Source organism: Achromobacter pestifer (assembly GCF_902859625.1).
Lineage (GTDB): Bacteria > Pseudomonadota > Gammaproteobacteria > Burkholderiales > Burkholderiaceae_B > Achromobacter > Achromobacter pestifer.
This window is the reverse complement of record NZ_CADIJX010000005.1, coordinates 31964-48762: the sequence shown is the minus strand read 5'-3', so window position 1 is coordinate 48762 and position 16799 is coordinate 31964. Positions and strand designations below refer to the sequence as shown.

General features: G+C 63.5%; 16 protein-coding genes and 2 tRNA genes. 8 read left to right on the top strand and 10 right to left on the bottom strand.

Annotation, left to right across the window (positions count from 1 at the left end; all coding sequences use genetic code 11):
* Positions 1–2 precede the first annotated feature (2 nt).
* The 3 genes from paaG to paaK all read left to right on the top strand — a co-directional run bounded on the left by paaG (position 3) and on the right by paaK (position 2724).
* Positions 3–791 (top strand): 2-(1,2-epoxy-1,2-dihydrophenyl)acetyl-CoA isomerase PaaG, encoded by a 789-nt coding sequence (paaG, locus tag HV753_RS19435; RefSeq protein ID WP_175176247.1) that lies wholly within the window; start codon positions 3–5, stop codon positions 789–791.
* Positions 791–1261: a hydroxyphenylacetyl-CoA thioesterase PaaI gene (gene paaI, locus HV753_RS19430; RefSeq protein WP_175176246.1), complete on the top strand. Its 471-nt coding sequence runs from the start codon at positions 791–793 to the stop codon at positions 1259–1261. The genes paaG and paaI overlap by 1 nt, the downstream gene beginning before the upstream one ends.
* 143 nt (positions 1262–1404) lie before the next feature.
* Positions 1405–2724 (top strand): phenylacetate--CoA ligase PaaK, encoded by a 1320-nt coding sequence (paaK, locus tag HV753_RS19425; RefSeq protein WP_175176245.1) that lies wholly within the window; start codon positions 1405–1407, stop codon positions 2722–2724.
* Positions 2725–2805: 81 nt separating this feature from the next.
* On the opposite strand, the gene HV753_RS19420 is transcribed toward paaK, so the two are convergent.
* The 6 genes from HV753_RS19420 to radC form a co-directional block, all read right to left on the bottom strand.
* Positions 2806–4206: an MATE family efflux transporter gene (locus HV753_RS19420; RefSeq protein WP_175176244.1), complete on the bottom strand. Its 1401-nt coding sequence runs from the start codon at positions 4204–4206 to the stop codon at positions 2806–2808.
* Entirely contained in the window at positions 4203–5933 is a 1731-nt protein-coding gene (locus HV753_RS19415) for an ArnT family glycosyltransferase (protein ID WP_175176243.1), read from the bottom strand. Before HV753_RS19415 ends, HV753_RS19420 begins: the two co-directional genes overlap by 4 nt.
* A 122-nt stretch (positions 5934–6055) precedes the next feature.
* Complete coding sequence (locus HV753_RS19410; protein WP_006225101.1) at positions 6056–6322, bottom strand: type B 50S ribosomal protein L31; 267 nt, start codon at positions 6320–6322, stop codon at positions 6056–6058.
* A gap of 215 nt (positions 6323–6537) precedes the next feature.
* On the bottom strand, positions 6538–7386 hold the full coding sequence (kynA, locus tag HV753_RS19405; RefSeq protein WP_175176242.1) for a tryptophan 2,3-dioxygenase: 849 nt from the start codon (positions 7384–7386) through the stop codon (positions 6538–6540).
* A 153-nt stretch (positions 7387–7539) separates the two neighbouring features.
* On the bottom strand, positions 7540–8166 hold the full coding sequence (gene kynB, locus HV753_RS19400) for an arylformamidase (RefSeq protein WP_006218257.1): 627 nt from the start codon (positions 8164–8166) through the stop codon (positions 7540–7542).
* Positions 8167–8258: 92 nt separating this feature from the next.
* Entirely contained in the window at positions 8259–8936 is a 678-nt protein-coding gene (radC, locus tag HV753_RS19395; RefSeq protein ID WP_175176241.1) for a RadC family protein, read from the bottom strand.
* A gap of 49 nt (positions 8937–8985) precedes the next feature.
* Here radC and HV753_RS19390 point away from each other — a divergent pair, with 49 nt between their 5' ends.
* The 3 genes from HV753_RS19390 to maiA are packed head-to-tail and all read left to right on the top strand — an operon-like array spanning position 8986 to position 11142.
* Entirely contained in the window at positions 8986–9462 is a 477-nt protein-coding gene (locus tag HV753_RS19390; protein WP_175176240.1) for an FKBP-type peptidyl-prolyl cis-trans isomerase, read from the top strand.
* Positions 9462–10439 (top strand): 4-hydroxy-3-methylbut-2-enyl diphosphate reductase, encoded by a 978-nt coding sequence (gene ispH, locus HV753_RS19385; RefSeq protein WP_175176239.1) that lies wholly within the window; start codon positions 9462–9464, stop codon positions 10437–10439. Before HV753_RS19390 ends, ispH begins: the two co-directional genes overlap by 1 nt.
* Positions 10440–10497: 58 nt before the next feature.
* Positions 10498–11142 carry a maleylacetoacetate isomerase gene (gene maiA, locus HV753_RS19380; protein ID WP_175176238.1) on the top strand — a complete coding sequence of 215 codons (645 nt, stop codon included), beginning with the start codon at positions 10498–10500 and terminating at the stop codon, positions 11140–11142.
* Between the two features lie 13 nt (positions 11143–11155).
* Here the strand turns inward: maiA and HV753_RS19375 are convergent, their stop codons facing one another.
* From HV753_RS19375 to HV753_RS19360, 4 genes are all read right to left on the bottom strand, one after another.
* Complete coding sequence (locus HV753_RS19375) at positions 11156–12598, bottom strand: DegQ family serine endoprotease (protein ID WP_175176237.1); 1443 nt, start codon at positions 12596–12598, stop codon at positions 11156–11158.
* 78 nt (positions 12599–12676) lie between these two features.
* Positions 12677–14011: an ATP-binding protein gene (locus HV753_RS19370; RefSeq protein ID WP_175176236.1), complete on the bottom strand. Its 1335-nt coding sequence runs from the start codon at positions 14009–14011 to the stop codon at positions 12677–12679.
* Entirely contained in the window at positions 14008–14667 is a 660-nt protein-coding gene (locus HV753_RS19365; RefSeq protein ID WP_175176235.1) for a response regulator, read from the bottom strand. Before HV753_RS19365 ends, HV753_RS19370 begins: the two co-directional genes overlap by 4 nt.
* Positions 14668–14818: 151 nt before the next feature.
* Positions 14819–14894: transfer RNA gene (locus HV753_RS19360), tRNA-Thr, on the bottom strand.
* A gap of 232 nt (positions 14895–15126) precedes the next feature.
* On the opposite strand from HV753_RS19360, the gene HV753_RS19355 reads away from it, so the two are divergent.
* Both HV753_RS19355 and zigA read left to right on the top strand, forming a co-directional pair.
* Positions 15127–15202 (top strand) — tRNA-Asn (locus tag HV753_RS19355).
* Between the two features lie 310 nt (positions 15203–15512).
* A complete protein-coding gene (gene zigA / locus HV753_RS19350; RefSeq protein ID WP_246288327.1) occupies positions 15513–16781 on the top strand; it encodes a zinc metallochaperone GTPase ZigA in 1269 nt (422 codons plus the stop codon).
* The last annotated feature ends 18 nt before the right edge of the window (positions 16782–16799 follow it).

Sequence of the window (16799 nt, the reverse complement as noted above, 5' to 3'; positions counted from 1 at the left end):
ACATGAGCTATCAGGATATTCAATTCGATCTGTCCAACGGCATCGCGCGCTTGACGCTGAACCGTCCGGACAAGCTGAACAGCTTCACCGCCAACATGCACGGCGAAGTCGCCGACGCCTTGACGCGGGTGGAAACCGAAGGCGCGCGCGTGCTGGTCCTGACCGGTGCGGGGCGCGGCTTTTGCGCGGGCCAGGATCTAAGCGAGCGCAAGCCCGCCGAGGACGGCACGCCGCCTGATCTGGGCGAAACCGTCGACAAGTTCTACGGCCCGCTGGTGCGCCGCTTGAACGCCTTGCCCATGCCTGTCGTGGTGGGCGTGAACGGCGTGGCTGCGGGGGCGGGCGCCAATTTGGCGTTCGCGGGCGATATCGTCATCGCCAAAGCCTCGGCGAATTTCATCCAGTCGTTCTGCCGCCTGGGGCTGATTCCCGACACCGGCGGCACGTTCGTGCTGCCGCGCCTGGTCGGCCGTGCGCGCGCCATGGGTCTGGCCATGCTGGGCGACAAGCTCAGCGCCAAGCAGGCAGAAGCGTGGGGCTTGATCTGGCAATGCGTGGCGGACGAGGAATTCGACGCTACGCTGGACGGTCTGGCCAAGCACTTCTCGACGGCGCCCACCAAGGGGCTGGCGTTCACCAAGCGGGCCTTGCAGGCCAGTCTGGGCAATGACCTGTCTACGCAGCTGGACCTGGAACGCGACATGATGCGCGAACTGGGACGCAGCGCGGATTACGCCGAAGGCGTCGCCGCCTTCCTCGGCAAGCGCGAACCGCAATTCAAGGGGCAATGATGAACGTACACGTTCCCGCCGTGGAAGTGCCGAACGATCCCCAGGAACTGGCGCAGGCTGTCGGCACCGTGATGTACGCGGGTGACGCGGCCTCGCAAGGCCTGGACATGAAAGTCGAGGAAATGGCGCCGGGCTATGCGCGTCTGACGATGCGCGTGCGCGCCGATATGCTGAATGGGCACAAGACCTGCCACGGCGGTTTCATTTTTGCCCTGGCGGACAGCGCCTTCGCGTTCTCGTGCAATTCGCGCAATGTCAGCACGGTGGCGTCGGGTTGCACCATCGATTATCTGGCCCCTGGATTTGAAGGCGATGTGTTGACCGCCGTCGCCCAGGAACGGTCGCTGGCAGGTCGCACGGGCGTCTACGACGTCACCGTGACCAATCAGGACGGCCGCAACGTTGCCTTGTTCCGCGGACGATCCTACCGGATCAAGGGCCAGATCGTCGGCGTGCCCGACGAAGCCTGACGCAAGAGGCCCAAGGCGCAACACCACCACATCCGTCATCCCACCACAAGACAAGGCCGCCGGCAGGGCGGCGCGCGCCCGGGGCCCTTCGCCCCTGACGCCGCCCGGATCGGTGTAGAGAGAATTTCAGGAGAGAGATAACCATGTCCAACACCATGAGCAAGCCGGGGCTGGACCCCATCGAGCATGCCAGCGAGGATGAGCTTCGCGCGTTGCAGTTGCAGCGCATGAAGTGGACGCTGAAGCACGCTTACGACAACGTCCCGCATTACAAAAAGGCGTTCGATGAAGCGGGCGTGCATCCCGACGATCTGAAGCAACTGTCCGATATCGCGAAGTTTCCCTTCACGACCAAGAAGGACCTGCGCGAGAACTACCCCTTCGGCATGTTCGCCGTTCCGCGCGAACGCATTTCGCGCATCCATGCCTCCAGCGGCACGACCGGCAAGCCGACGGTGGTGGGCTACACCAAGAGCGACCTGGATAACTGGGCCAATCTGGTGGCGCGGTCGATCCGCGCGGCAGGCGGCAAGCCGGGCGATACCATTCATATCGCTTACGGCTACGGCCTGTTCACGGGCGGTTTGGGCGCGCATTACGGCGCCGAACGCCTGGGTTGCACCGTCATCCCGATGTCGGGCGGGCAGACCGAAAAGCAGGTGCAGCTGATCAATGATTTCCGTCCGGACATCATCATGGTCACGCCCTCCTATTTCTGCAATATTCTGGAAGAACAGCGCCGCCAAGGCATTGATCCGCGTCAAAGTTCGCTGCGCATCGGCATCTTCGGCGCCGAGCCATGGACGGGGCAGATGCGTGCCGACATCGAGACCGAAGCCGGCATCGACGCAGTGGATATCTACGGCCTGTCCGAAGTGATGGGGCCTGGCGTGGCCAGCGAATGCGTCGAGACCAAGGATGGCCCGGTGGTCTGGGAAGACCATTTCTACGCCGAGATCATCAACCCCGATACCGGCGAACCGGTGGCGGATGGCGAACCGGGCGAGCTGGTGTTCACGTCGTTGACCAAGGAAGCGATGCCGATCATCCGCTACCGCACGCGCGATCTGACCCGCCTGTTGCCCCCGACCGCGCGCAGCATGCGCCGCATCGGCAAGATCACTGGCCGCAGCGATGACATGCTGATCGTGCGTGGCGTGAACATGTTCCCGACGCAGGTTGAAGAACTGGTGTTGAAGATCGCCCAGCTGGCTCCGCACTATCAACTGGTGCTGTCCCGCACGGGCAACATGGACGAGCTGGAGATCCTGACCGAAGTGCGGGCCGAGTTCTCAGGCCTGTCGGACGCCGAGCGCGCCAGCCTGGGCAAGCAGCTGCAACATGCGGTGAAGACGCACATCGGCGTCAGCGCGCGCATTCAGGTGTCGGATGCCGGCCATGTGGAACGCACCCTGACGGGCAAGGCGCGTCGCGTGATCGACAAGCGTCCGAAGGTGGTGTGAGGCCTTCACGCTGAACGCCCGCAAAAAAGGCAGCCTTCGGGCTGCCTTTTTCATGCGCGTCGGGCGTGGCGGACAGGATGGTTACCGCGCCACCGTCCGCACGATCCGCCGATACCAGAAGTGCAGCAGGGCGGCGGACAGCGCCAGCCCGACCATCGCCATCAGCCACATGCTGCCCGCGCCTTCGGGCGAGCCCGGCACGAGAACGTTGCGTATGCCGTCCAGTCCGCCACGGCCCGGGCCGAAGCCGAACCACCAGCCGCCGACCAGGCCAACGCCTGCCAGCGCCACCATTTGCAGCAGCAACGGCACCACCGCGACTTTGTAGGCGCGCAACAGATAGGAGTTGATGCACTGCATGGAGTCGAACAGGTGGAACAGCGGCAGCACCATCAGCAGGGTGGTGGCGACGGCGGCCACATTGGCATCATTGGTGTAGGCCGCCAGGATGAGCGGGCGGCCAACCAGCAGGACCGCCGCGGTCAGCAGCGCGCCGATCACGCCTAGCGCCAGCCCGGCCATGCCGGTTCGGTGCGCATGGGCAAGATTGCCGGCGCCGATCGCCTGGGCGGTGAGCGCGGCGGTGGCGACGCCCAGCGCCATCGGCATCATGTAGCACAGCGCGGCCAGGTTCGACATGATCTGGTGCCCGCCGGTGACATACGTGCCTTCACGGGCCACCAGCAAGGCCATGAACGTGAATGCTGACACTTCCACCAGGTACGACCCACCCATCGGGATACCCAGGCGCAGCAGTTCTTTCAACGTCTTCCAGTCGGGCTTGCCCACCCGCAATTGGAAGCGGCGGTAAAAGCGGTCGTGCGTAATCACCCACAGGCCCAGCCCCAGGCTCATCCAGGACACCAGGGCGGTCGCCAGGCCAGCCCCGGTGGCGCCCATGGCCGGCAGACCCAGGCTGCCGTAGATGAACAGCCAATTGAAGAAGGCCTTGAAGCCGATGGCCGACAGGTTGATGGCCATGACCAGTTTGGGGCGCGACACCGATGTGCCCAGCGCATAGATGGTGCGGAACACCAGCGCGGCAGGCAACGCCAGCACCAGCGCTTGCAGGTAGGAGCCGATCCGTTCGCGCACGCCGGGAGCCACGTTGCCCGACATCGACAGCCAGACGTTCGGGAACAGCATCAGGATCGCGCCCACGACCGACAGGCCCAGCGCCAGCCAGACACCCTGGCCCCAGCTGCGGCCGACTTCCAGGTTGTTTCCCGCGCCATAGTGTTGGGCCAGGATGGGGATCAGGGCGTGGATCACGCCCATCAGGCCAACGAAAACGGTGATGTAGATCGACGCGGACAAGGCCATCGCCGCCAGATCATCGGGGCTGGAATGGCCCGTCATGGCGGTGTCCAGCACGCCGAACGAGATGCCGGCCCATTGGCTGATCAGCACGGGCCACGCTTGCTTGGCGATGCCGCGCAGGGTGGCGCCGAAGGTCATCGGCGCCGTGTTCGCGGGAGTCATCGGTTGGAGCCGATCCGCAGCAGGCGGAACACTTCCTGCCTGTCGGCGCGGCGGCCACCCTGCCACAGGACGTCTGCACCATCGCTATACGCAGCGGTGTTGTCGCGCAGGCTCTGGTTGGTCGTCTGTTGCAGGATCAGCGTGCACTTGGCGTCGAACGTGAAGGTCAGGTTATTGAAAATCAGGAACGATGCTCGCTGGCCGCTGCCCAGGCTCAAGCCGCGGACGCATTCACCCGGCCGCATGTTCTGCTCCAGCGCCTGGGCCAACTGGCCCGAGACGGTGCGGTAGCTGCGAGCGTAGTCCACGGCGGGTTGCCACAGCAGCACCAACAGGATCCACGTCACGGTCAGCCCACCGGCCGACAGTACGGTGCCACGCCACAGGGCCTGCGGACGCACGCGCAGACGCCACACCACCAGCGCGATCCATACGATGGTGAAAACGACGGCCAGTGCAAAGGCAGTCCATGAAATCACGGGCTCATAGCCCGTGGTCTGCCGGGCGATATTGCGGGAGATCTGGGCCGGCCAGTTGAAATGCAGGGCGACCCAGCCCAGCCAAGCCGTGGCGGCCGTCAGCGAAAAACACATGACGGCGAACCAGTCCAGCGTGTTGACGACGCCGCGGCGCAGGGTGGGCAGCGAGAAGGCACCCAGCACGGCGCAAGGCACCGCCAGCAATACGTATTCGGAATCCGTGGCTTCTTCAAGGCCGAACAGCACCAGGGTCGAGCACACGAACATCATCAGCGGCAGCCAGATGTGGGGCGCATAGATCCATGCGCGCCAGCGCCAGATGGCCAGCAACGCCAGCGGCCAGGTCGGCCACAGATACCAGGGCAGGTCGCGCAACGTCCGGCCAACGTCGTGCCATGACGGCAATGCGAAGGACGACAGGTTCCAGGTCTTCCAGTTGCGAATCCAGTATTGGCTGGTTTCACTGGCCGGGATCCACCAGGCCAGGATCAGCGCGGTGGTCAGGAGCGCCGCCCAAGGCAGCCAGCGCTTGCATTTCCACAACTGGCTGCGCGGGTAGAACGCGAGCAAAGCGCCGATCATGATGGGTATCGCGCCCACCCAGCCGCGCGCCAGGAAGCTGGCAGCCAGGGCGATGCCCAGCGTGGTGGTGCCGGTAATCGGACGGTCCACGCTGCGGGCCAGGGAATAGAAGGCCAGCGCCTGGCACGCCATGATGGCGGGCACGACGGTGGTTTCGTGAGTGCGCTGCAAGATACCCACCGTGGCCAGCAGCAGCAGCAGGGCGGCGTCCGCCAGCATGCGCCCATAGTCGCGTGGAGCAGGTTCGCCGCCGAACGGCAGCGCCAGGGGTTGGGCTTCAGCGCGGCGGCCCAGCAGATACGTGCCGTACCAGACGCTCGTCGCGGTGATGCCGAACCACAGCAGATTGGGCAGGCGTCCAGCGGTGATGTCGCCGACGAATGGGCCGAACAGCCAGATGCTGATGGCGCCCACCCAGGTAATGAGCGGGCCTTCTTCGGCGTGCGCCAGGTGGCCCACTTGCGGGAGCAGCCAGGTGATGCCGCCTTCGCGGATCGCCGTGATCATGGTCGCCAAACCGACCGCATCATCCGTTTTCCACGGATCGCGCATGAACAGGCCGGCCAGGATGTAGGCCAGCGACAGGCCTAGCAGAATCAGCCTGGGGAGTTTTGCGGTGGCCACTGACGTGAGTCGGGCCGGCGTGGAAATTGAAAGTGGGGACACGGGCGTTAATGTAACCGAGTGATCTGGTTGCGCCAGCCCCAGCCCATGACAAGCCAGCTAGGGGGAAAAAAAAGCAGCCCGGAGGCTGCCTTTTTGCTGTGACTCCCGCAGGAGCAACAGGATCAGGAAGCGGACTTGACCGTGCCGGCAGTACGGGCGAAGCGGGCGCGGAACTTTTCCACACGGCCGGTTTCGACGATGCGCGTTTGGGCGCCCGTGTAGAACGGGTGCGATTCGGACGTCACGTCGCACTTGAACAGCGGGTACGTCTTGCCGTCGATTTCGACGGTTTCGCGCGTGTGGACGGTCGAACGGGTGATGAACTTGTTGCCCGTTTGCAGGTCGGCGAAAACGACATCGCGGTATTCGGGGTGAATGCCTTCTTTCATGGTGCTTTCCTAGGACTCGCAAGGAGTCTTTCTCAAGTTGTTAGGGTCGCCAGCCAGGACGCGAAAAGCCGTTTACAACGAAACGCCCACGCGAGGCCTCTAGCCACGTATCCAAAAAGTAACCCCAAATTCTAGCATGGGAAATTCCCGATGCGCCAGTCATGGAAAGCAGGCAAGGCCTGGCCCGCTTCCCTTGCCTGATAGGGGGACGGGCTTCAGAGCTCCGTGCGCAGCTTCCAGATTTCCGGAAACAACACCACATCCAGCATGCGGCGCAGGTAATCGACGCCAGATGTGCCGCCTGTGCCGCGCTTGAAGCCGATGACCCGTTCGACGGTGGTGACGTGGCGGAATCGCCACAGGCGGAACGCATCCTCCAGGTCGGTCAGCTTCTCGCCCAGTTGGTACAGGTCCCAATAGCGGTCGGTGTCGCGGTAGACCGTCAGCCAGGCCGCTTCGACGCCTTCCGAGGCTTGGTAGGGTTGTGTCCAGTCACGGTCCAGGCGGTCGGCCGGCACGTCCACGCCGTGGCGAGCCAGCAAGCGCAACGCTTCGTCATACAGCGAGGGGGCTTCGTAGGCGGTTCGCACCTGGGCCAGCAGGTCTTCGCGGTGCGCGTGCGGCTTGAGCATGGCCGCGTTCTTGTTGCCCAGCAGGAATTCCACTTGGCGGTATTGGTAGCTCTGGAAGCCGCTGGAACGAGCCAGGTACGGGCGCAGCGCGGAATACTCGGGCGGCGTCATGGTGGCCAGCACATCCCAGGCGTGAACCAGCTGTTCCATGATCTTGCTCACGCGCGCCAGCATCTTGAATGCGGGCTGCAACCGGTCGGCGGCCACATTGGCGATGGCGGCACGCAGCTCGTGCAGCATCAGCTTCATCCACAGTTCGCTGGTCTGGTGCTGGATGATGAACAGCATCTCGTTGTGCTCGGGCGACAGCGGATGCTGCGCGCCCAGCAATTCGTCCAGATGGAGGTAGTCGCCGTAGGTCATGTCGCGCGTGAAATCCAGCTGCGCTTTTTCCTGGTGGACGATGTCTTCGGGGCGGTGCGGGCAGCTCATGCTTGGCCTCCGGGGCAGGGCGGGGCGGCGCGGCGAGCGGATGCGGGCAATGCGCGCCAGCTGGGCGCGTAAGGGGGGAAATGTCTCATGGTCGTGCCTAGTCGAATAGGGGCGGCTGGAAGGGGCCAGCCGCCCAATGGCCAGCAAACCAGCCTACAGCTCGCGCAAGACGGCGCGAACCGGGCTGGCATCAGCCTGGACCAACGCCAACGGCAGGGCGATCAACTCGTAATCGCCTTCCGGCACATCATCAAGCACCAGGTTTTCCAGTACCCGCATGTCGTGCCGCAAGATCGTGTGATGGCTGTCCAGGGTCTTGCTGGACGCGGGGTCGATGCTGGCGGTATCCAGTCCGATCAGCATGACGCCGCGTTCAGCCAGCCATTCGATGGTCTGGGGCGCATAGGCGGAGAAATCGTCTGTCCACCAGTCTTGGGCGGCATGCTTGGCGGTGCGCACCAGCACGCGAGGCGGAAGATTCAGGGCCGCATGGGCCAGGTGGTCGGTGGTGATCAGCGGACCACAATCAATGGCGTGGATGACGCGACAGGGGCCCAGGAACGGCTCCAGCGACACCGCGCCAATGGCAGCTGCGCCATTCTGGTAGTGCAGCGGGGCATCCGCATGGGCGCCGATATGGGGCGACAGCGTGATTTCACTGACATTGACCGGACACCCAGGCGTAAGCGACCACTTCCATTGCTGGCGGTAGGGCGTGTCGCCCGGAAAGACAGGCGAAGCCGTGGAGACGGGCGGGGAAATATCCCACAGGCGTTTCATGTTGGCGGGTGGTCGGGGTGATGCCGGAATAGGTTAAAGCCTAAAGCAATTCAGGGCGGTAGTCTAACGAATTCCAGCGCGCCGCGCCGCTGCTACAGGCCGCCCAGCTCGGCCATGGAGACAACGGCCGCGCCGGCGACGATCAGGTGATCCAGCAGTTTGATGTCCACCAGCGCCAAGGCCTGTTTCAGTTGCAGGGTGAAGCCGCGGTCGGCGGCGCTGGCCTCGGCCAGGCCTGACGGGTGGTTGTGGGCCACGATCAGCGCGGCGGCATGGTGGCGCAGGGCTTCACGGACGACTTCGCGCGGGTACACCGAGGCCTGGGACAAGGTGCCGCGGGCCAGCTCGCCCGTGGCGATCACGCGCAACTGGTTATCCAGGTATAGCGCAATGCAGTGTTCAACCTGACGGTGTCCCAGGGCTGTCATGCAATATTGTTTCACTTGGCCGGGGTGTTGCAGGGCGTCGCTGCGGGTCAGATCCTCTTCAATGGAGCGGCGGGCCAGCTCCAGCAGGGCGGCCAGGGTGCAGGATTTGGCCGTGCCCAGGCCAGGGACTGCCATCAGGGCCTCGGGCGAGGCTCCCAGCAGGCCTCGCAGGCCTGAAAAATGGTCCAGCAAGCGGCTGGACAGGTCCACCACGTTAAGTCCGGGAATGCCGGTGCGCAGGGCGATGGCAAGCAGTTCCGCGTCCTGGAGCGCGGCGGCTCCGTGACGTAACAGCCGCTCCCGGGGACGCTCGTGTTTTGACAGCCGGGCAGACAATTTCATAAGAGGCTCTAAAATCAGGGTTTATCCAATATCTATACGGTGGCAGATCTTGAGCATCGCCTCTAACGAAGTGAACGTTTTTGTCCGTCAGGATTCCTACCTAACGCTGCATTACCGCATCACTCTGGCTTCTGGTCCCGGCAAGGATTCGGTGTTTACCGATACCTTTGACGGCCGTCCTGGCACGCTGCAAATGGGCGGAGGCCAATGGGCGCCCGGCCTGGAAGCCGCGTTGATCGGTCATGCCGAAGGTGAGCGGTTCAGCGTCACGCTGGAGCCGGCCGACGCCTATGGCGACCGCAATCCCGAACTTATCCAGCGCGTCACCCGTGCGATGCTTGCCGAGCATGCGGGCGCCGACGCCAATTTCGAGCCGGGCGATCTGGTGGAATTCACCGCGCCCAACGGCGGACGCTATTCGGGCGTTCTGAAAGAAATCAACGACGAGACGGCCTTGTTCGACTTCAACCACCCGCTCGCGGGCGTCAGCTTGCGCGTGGATGTGGCGCTGCTGGGAGTTCTCTGATGAGCCAGGCCGTCACCGCCTCCGACGCCGAAGTCCTGCTGGCGCAGCCACGCGGCTTCTGTGCCGGCGTGGATCGCGCCATCGATATCGTCGAGCGCGCGCTTGAATTGCATGGCGCCCCGATCTACGTGCGCCATGAGATCGTCCACAATCGTTATGTGGTGGAAGATCTGCGTGCCAAGGGCGCGATCTTCATCGACGAACTGGATGACGCGCCTGCCGGCTCCATCGTCGTGTTCTCGGCGCATGGCGTGTCCAAGGCGGTGCGTGCTGAAGCGGAGTCCCGCGGCTTGCAGGTGTTTGACGCCACGTGTCCGCTGGTCACCAAGGTCCACATCGAAGTGGCCCGCATGCGCGCGGCCGGCCGCGAGATCATCATGATCGGCCACAAGGGCCACCCCGAAGTCGAGGGCACGCTGGGTCAGGCGCAAGGCGGCATGTATCTGGTCGAGACCGTCGAAGACGTGGCCAGCCTGGAAGTGAACAATCCGGAAAACCTGGCCTATGTCACCCAGACGACCTTGTCCGTGGATGACGCGGCGGCCGTGTCGAAGGCATTGAAGGCGCGCTTTCCCACCATCGTCGAGCCCAAGAAGAGCGATATCTGCTATGCCACCCAGAACCGCCAGGACGCGGTGAAGGTGATGGCTCCTGATTGCGATCTGGTACTGGTTGTGGGCAGCCCCAATAGTTCCAATTCCAATCGGCTGCGCGAAGTGGCCGAACGCAAGGGCGTGGCGTCCTATCTGATCGATGGCGCGCATTCCATCGACCCGGCGTGGCTGGTGGACCGCAAGCGCATTGGCGTGACGGCGGGCGCATCGGCCCCCGAGATCCTGGTGCAACAGGTGATCGAGCGCGTCAAGGAGTTGGGCGCGGTGTCGGTACGCACGATGCCTGGACTGGAAGAGAATGTGGCGTTTCCGCTGCCCAAGGGCTTGTCGCGCAAGGCGGCGCAGACGGAATCGCTGGAATAGGCCGCTGAAAAAAAAGGGCGCCCTTCGGGTGGCGTCAGAGGGACACCAAGGAGACTTCATGCAGTTGTACAGCTATTTCCGCAGCTCGGCCGCGTACCGCGTTCGCATTGCCCTGAACCTGAAGGGCCTGTCCTACGAATACCTGCCGGTGCATCTGCTGAAGGACGGCGGGCAGCAGTTGTCGGAGGGCTATCGCAAGCTGAATCCGACGGCGCTGGTGCCGACGCTGATCGATGGCGACGCCGTGATCGGGCAATCCTTGGCCATCATTGAATACCTGGAAGAAACGCATCCCCAGTCGCCGCTGCTGCCGGCCGATGCCATCGGCCGTGCCCGGGTGCGTGATTTGGCGCTGGGCATTGCCTGCGACACGCATCCGCTGAACAATCTGCGCGTGCTGAAGTATCTGAAGCACACGCTGGGCGTGGACGAAGCCGCGAAGAACGCCTGGTACAAGCATTGGGTGCATCAGGGGCTGGAAGCCCTGGAAGCGCAGTTGGCGCGTTCCAGCGCCACGGGAAGCTTCTGCCACGGCGATACGCCGACCCTCGCTGATCTGTGCCTGGTGCCGCAAGTGGCCAACGCACAGCGCTTCGATTGCGACCTGTCCGCGATGCCGAATGTGGTGCGCATTGATGCGGCCTGCCGCAAGCTGCCGGCCTTTGCGAAGGCCGCGCCGGGCGAGCAGCCCGACGCGGAGTGATGCGCGGATCGGCTTAGCCGATCTGCACCGGGACGAAGATCTTGTCTTCGCCGCGCTGAACCAGCAGGGCAACGGTCTTGCCCGCCTTGGACAGCGCTTCCTTCACTTGCCCGATATTGTGAACGGGCACGCCATTCAGCGACAGCAGCACGTCACCCGGTTCGATGCCCGCCTTGGCGGCCGGGCCGGCGGAGCGCTCGATCAGCAAGCCTTCGGTGCCGGACGCCTGCTGCTCTTGCGGACTCAGGGGGCGCAGCGCCAGGCCGAGTTGGCCGCGCTGCACGTCCTGCTCTCCGGCTGCGGCTTGCGACTTGTCCTTGGGAATGCCGCCCAGCGTGGCCACCAGTTCCTTAGGGGCGCCGGCTCGCCAGACATCCAGCTTGATCTTCTCACCGGGCGAGGCCAGGGTGATCAGGGATGCCAGGTCACCCGAAGACACGATGGTCTTGCCGTCGATCTGGCGAACCACGTCGCCAGGCTGCAAGCCGGCCTTGTCCGCGGCGCTGCCTTTTTCAACGCTGGACACCAGGGCGCCCGACGGCGAGTCCAGCTTGAACGAATTGGCCAGGTCTTGATTCACTTCCTGCACCGTCACGCCCAGCCGTGCATGCTGCACCTTGCCGTGCTCCAGGATCTGGTCCTTGATCTTGTAGGCCACGTCGATGGGGATCGAGAACGACAGGCCCTGGAAGCCGCCGGTGCGGCTGTAGATCTGGGAGTTGATGCCCACGACTTCGCCGCGATCGTTGAACAGCGGGCCACCCGAGTTGCCAGGGTTGACCGCCACGTCCGTCTGGATGAAGGGGACCGACGTGTCGTCAGGCAGCGAACGGCCCTTGGCGCTGACGATCCCCGCAGTGGCGGTGTTTTCCAGGCCGTAGGGCGAGCCAATCGCCAACACCCATTCGCCCACTTGCAGCTGGCCCACGTCGCCCACCTTCACGACGGGCAGGTTCTTGGCGTCGATCTTGAGCACGGCCACGTCCGTCTGTGGATCCGCGCCCAGCACCTTGGCCTTGTACTCGCGGCGGTCGGTCAGTTTGACGGTGACTTCCTTGGCGTCCTGCACGACGTGTGCGTTGGTCAGGATGATGCCGTCGTTGCTGATGATGAAACCCGAGCCTTCGCCGCGCATCGGCACTTCGCGCGCGGGCATGCGTCCCCGGGATCCAGGGATCTGCCCGAAGAACTGGGCGAAGGGGTCATCGTCATCGGCGGACACCTTGCGGGTGCCGCTGACGCTGATGTTCACGACGGCAGGCCCGAAGTCGCGCGTGATCTGCGCAAAATTGGGCGGGCTGGACGTATTGATTGTCTGGGAAATGGCGGGGGTGGCCGGTGCGTTGGCCGCCATCGACACGCCGCCCATTACGGCGGTTGCGCCGGCGCCGCCAATGGCGCCAGCGGCCAGCAGCGCCAGCATCAGGCGCGAGGGTTTCAGTTGCGAGGTCTTCATGTCGGCTCCTGCGTTCATGTTTGAGGACATGGCGCTATCTTCGGGCCTGACACTTAGGTGAATCTTAAATCGCTGGATTCAACGCTGGCGGGCGAATTCCACCCGGGCACGCAGTCCTTGGCCGTCGGGCGGGTCTTCCAGGTAGATCTCGGCGCCGTGGCGGTTGGCGATGGCGCGGGCGATCGACAGCCCCAGGCCGCTGCCGTGTTGCGTGTTGCCTTCGGCACGGTAAAAGCGATCAAACACGCGCTCGCGTTCGGCGGGCGCGATGCCGGGGCCTTCGTCATCGATCATGAATGATGCCTTGTCCGCCGTCTGTTCCAGCCGCAGGCGGATGTGCTTGCCTTCGGGCGTGTGCTTGATGGCGTTGTCCAGCAGGTTGCGGGCCAGCAGCACCAGGGCGTCACGATGCCCCTGCACCCAGGCCTCGGCCGCGCCATCCATATCAATGCTGATCGATTTGGCATTGGCTTGCGGCAGGGTTTCGGACAGCGCCTGACGCAAGACGTCGGCCAGATCGACCGGGGCGGCAGGCGAGGGTTCTGCCGCGCTTTCGTGGCGGGCCATGGACAGCAATTGCTCGACGAGGTGGGTGGCGCGGTCGATGCCCGCGACCAGGCGCTGTTCGGCCACTTGGCGGCTTTCGGCGTCGCCCGCGCGTTGCAAGGCTTGCAGTTGCAGGCGCAGCGCGGTCAGCGGAGAACGCAGTTCATGGGCCGCGTCGCCCACGAACTGTTTCTGTTGGGCGAATGCGCCGCGCATTCGCTCCAGCAGCAGATTCAGTTCTTGTATCAGGGGTTGGATCTCATCCGGCAAGCCCTGCACGTTGACCGGTGACAGATCCTCGGGTTGCCGTGCCGCCACCTGGGCGCGGGCGCGCTTGACGGGGCGCAGCGACCAGCTCACCACGCACCAGATGATCAACATCAAGATGGGCGCGGCCGCCGCGATGGGGGCGATGGTGCGCAGGGCCAGCGCGCGCGCCATGTGCGTGCGCACGTTCATGTCCTGTGCGACCTGGATCACCTGGAACGGGGTGGCCAGCGAATACACGCGATAGGTGATGCCTTCCATCCGGACGTCGGAGAACCCCAGCACGATCTGATCGGGCAGCGGGCGACGCGAACGCGAATTGAACACGCGCAGGCCGTCCGGGGTCCAGATCTGGATGATCAGGTCGTCAGCGACGGGGGAGCCCGCGCCCAGGGCATGCGTGGGCCCGGTGCGCAACAGCCCGTCGCCCGTGCCCAAGGACAGGGCGGTGCGTTGCAGCAGCGAATCGAAGATATCGTCTGCCTGCGCCAGTGTGCTGCGATAGGCGATGGCGCCTTGCACCAGCGCGCCGACCGCGATGGCGGCCAGCAGGAAGAAAAGCAGACGGGCTCTCAGCGAGTAGCTAAGCCGGATGCTCATGTTTTAGGGATGACATAGCCGACGCCTCTGACGTTCTGGATCAGGTTCGGACCCAGTTTCTTGCGCAGGCCATGAATATAAACCTCAACGGCGTTACTGCTGACGCTGTCTTTCCAGCTGTAGAGTTTTTCTTCCAGTTGCGCGCGTGAAAAGATCATTCCGGGGCGCGCGATCAAGGGTTCCAGGACGGCCCATTCGCGGGCGGTCAGCGCAACCGGCGTGCCGTCCACCATGGCCGCATGTGATTGCGGGTCGATGGTGATGCCCTCGTGTTCAAACACGGGCTCGGCGCGGCCGGCGCTGCGGCGGATCAGTGCGCGCATGCGGGCAAGCAACTCGTCCATGTCATAAGGTTTGACGATGTAGTCGTCCGCTCCGGCGTCCAATCCGGCAATGCGGTCGCTGACGGCATCCCGCGCCGTGGCGATCAAAACAGGCGTGCGGTCTTTGCGCGTGCGCAGATCACGCAGCAAGGTCAGGCCATCGCGTTTGGGCAGGCCCAGGTCCAGCAGGATCAGGTCATAGGTGTCGGTGCGCAGCGCAAGTTCCGCGGCGTTGCCGTCCTTGACCCAGTCGACGGCGTAATGCTCCGCTCGCAGGCAGTCCAACACGCTCTCACCGATCATGACGTCGTCTTCGACAAGTAGGATGCGCATGGTGGTCTTCGCTTGGTGTTGTCGGGAATCCAGCAAGTTGGACGTGCGACAGGCGGACGGAGTTCCCGGGACCGGGCGCGTACGCAATAGGAAGGGGCGAAGCCTGGGGCGGAAATGAAAAAAGCAGCCCGAGAGGGCTGCTTTTTGAATTTGGTGCCGGCAATAGGAGTCGAACCTACGACCTTCGCATTACGAATGCGCTGCTCTACCAACTGAGCTATGCCGGCAAGACCATTTGCTTTGATTCTTGCGCGCCGGTGTTGAATTCGGCAATGCTGAACTACAAGCAAAACATCTTTGTTCTTCCCAGTTCGTCGCCCTGTTTATGGGGCCTGATCTGGAAAGACCGAAATCATATCAGAGTTTTTTTGTGATGGGAAACAAACCCGCCAAAAGAATACAAAAAAACGTCGATTTGCGTGGTCAAAAAATTTAGTTCATAATTACGTTCTTGGCAGATCCCCGATAGCTCAGTCGGTAGAGCGACGGACTGTTAATCCGCAGGTCGCTGGTTCGAGCCCAGCTCGGGGAGCCAAAAGCATTTCATACCGACAGTTCAGCGTGCTAGCGCTGAGCACTCAAAGGTCATTCACGAAAGTGGGTGGCCTTTTTGGTTTTTGCGCGCCATGAATCATGAGTCATGGCTAATGTGTCCTGGCCCATGCGCCATGAGTATGAATCTGCGCCATCAAGCTGCCGCATCAGGCCGCTCCCGCCCTGGGTTCCCCGGGTTGCTTTCCCTACCCCTTTGACTGTCTGAAGTCCTGCGCTTTCGCTGGATTGCGTCGACGCCGAGATTGACTTGGATTTGTTATGTAATAACATTTCAATTTTGGGGTGTGACCATGATGCAAAAAGACGGGTCGGAAAACGCAGGGTCGGAAAGCGAGGGGGCGGTCCCGCTGCGTGGTGGGCGCTTGCCGGTGACGGTGTTGTCGGGATTCCTGGGGGCAGGCAAGACGACGCTGCTCAACCATGTGCTGAACAATCGCGAGGGTCGGCGCGTGGCGGTCATCGTCAACGATATGTCCGAGGTGAACATCGACGCGCGCCTGGTGCGCGAGGGCGGGGCGGCGCTGTCGCGCGCAGATGAAAAATTGGTCGAAATGAGTAATGGCTGCATCTGTTGTACGCTGCGCGAGGACCTGCTGATCGAGATCCGCCGCCTCGCCGCCGAGGGTCGTTTTGACTACTTGTTGATCGAATCGACGGGCATCTCCGAGCCCTTGCCCGTTGCCGAGACCTTTACCTTCCGTGATGAGGACGGCGCGAGCCTGGATGATGTTGCGCGGCTGGACACGATGGTCACGGTGGTGGACGCCTTCAACTTCCTGCGCGACTATGCCAGTGAAGACCGCTTGGCCGCGCGCGGCGAGGCGCTGGGCGATGAGGATGCCCGCACGGTCGTTGATTTGTTGATCGAGCAGGTGGAATTCTGTGATGTCCTGGTCTTGAACAAAACCGATTTGGTCGAGCCTGACGAACTGGCTCGACTGGAGGCTATGTTGCATCGCCTGAATCCGCGTGCGGACATCGTGCGCAGCGAATTCGGCCAAGTGTCGCTGGACCGTGTGCTGGATACGGGGCGTTTTGATTTTGAGGCCGCCGCTCAGGCCCCGGGCTGGCTACAGGAGCTGCGCGGCGGGCATGTGCCAGAGAGCCAGGAATACGGGATAGGTAGTTTCGTGTTTCGAGCCAGGCGGCCCTTTCATCCGCAACGATTCTGGGACTGCCTGCATCAGGAGTGGCCCGGGGTGGTGCGGTCGAAGGGCTATTTCTGGTTGGTGACGCGCCCGGCCTTCGCGGCATCGTGGTCGCAGGCGGGGCCGGTCACTCGCTACGGTGCGGCCGGGTATTGGTGGGCGGCGCTGCCGCGTGAGCATTGGCCGGAAGATGAGTCGTCGCGGGCCGCAATCGTGAAGGATTGGGATCCGGTCTACGGCGATCGGTGTCAGGAATTGGTGCTGATCGGCATCGGCATGGACGAGGCCGCGCTACGGGCGCGCTTGCAGGCCTGCCTGATGACGCAGGAAGAAATGACGCGGCCCACCGACGAGTTGGCTGCAATGAGGGATCCGTTTCCGGAATGGGGGCGGCCGCAGAATCCGGGGTAAGGCCCGTTGAGTGGGTGG

Excerpts from the sequence above, each read along its gene's own strand:
- maiA (WP_175176238.1), top strand. The coding sequence starts at position 10,498 with ATGCAGTTGTACAGCTATTTCCGCAGCTCGGCCGCGTACCGCGTTCGC.
- HV753_RS19365 (WP_175176235.1), bottom strand. The coding sequence starts at position 14,667 with ATGCGCATCCTACTTGTCGAAGACGACGTCATGATCGGTGAGAGCGTG.
- paaI (WP_175176246.1), top strand. The coding sequence starts at position 791 with ATGAACGTACACGTTCCCGCCGTGGAAGTGCCGAACGATCCCCAGGAA.
- kynB (WP_006218257.1), bottom strand. The coding sequence starts at position 8,166 with ATGAAACGCCTGTGGGATATTTCCCCGCCCGTCTCCACGGCTTCGCCT.
- HV753_RS19420 (WP_175176244.1), bottom strand. The coding sequence starts at position 4,206 with ATGACTCCCGCGAACACGGCGCCGATGACCTTCGGCGCCACCCTGCGC.
- HV753_RS19375 (WP_175176237.1), bottom strand. The coding sequence starts at position 12,598 with ATGAAGACCTCGCAACTGAAACCCTCGCGCCTGATGCTGGCGCTGCTG.
- HV753_RS19370 (WP_175176236.1), bottom strand. The coding sequence starts at position 14,011 with ATGAGCATCCGGCTTAGCTACTCGCTGAGAGCCCGTCTGCTTTTCTTC.
- zigA (WP_246288327.1), top strand. The coding sequence starts at position 15,513 with ATGATGCAAAAAGACGGGTCGGAAAACGCAGGGTCGGAAAGCGAGGGG.
- paaG (WP_175176247.1), top strand. The coding sequence starts at position 3 with ATGAGCTATCAGGATATTCAATTCGATCTGTCCAACGGCATCGCGCGC.
- paaK (WP_175176245.1), top strand. The coding sequence starts at position 1,405 with ATGTCCAACACCATGAGCAAGCCGGGGCTGGACCCCATCGAGCATGCC.
- radC (WP_175176241.1), bottom strand. The coding sequence starts at position 8,936 with ATGAAATTGTCTGCCCGGCTGTCAAAACACGAGCGTCCCCGGGAGCGG.
- ispH (WP_175176239.1), top strand. The coding sequence starts at position 9,462 with ATGAGCCAGGCCGTCACCGCCTCCGACGCCGAAGTCCTGCTGGCGCAG.
- HV753_RS19410 (WP_006225101.1), bottom strand. The coding sequence starts at position 6,322 with ATGAAAGAAGGCATTCACCCCGAATACCGCGATGTCGTTTTCGCCGAC.
- kynA (WP_175176242.1), bottom strand. The coding sequence starts at position 7,386 with ATGAGCTGCCCGCACCGCCCCGAAGACATCGTCCACCAGGAAAAAGCG.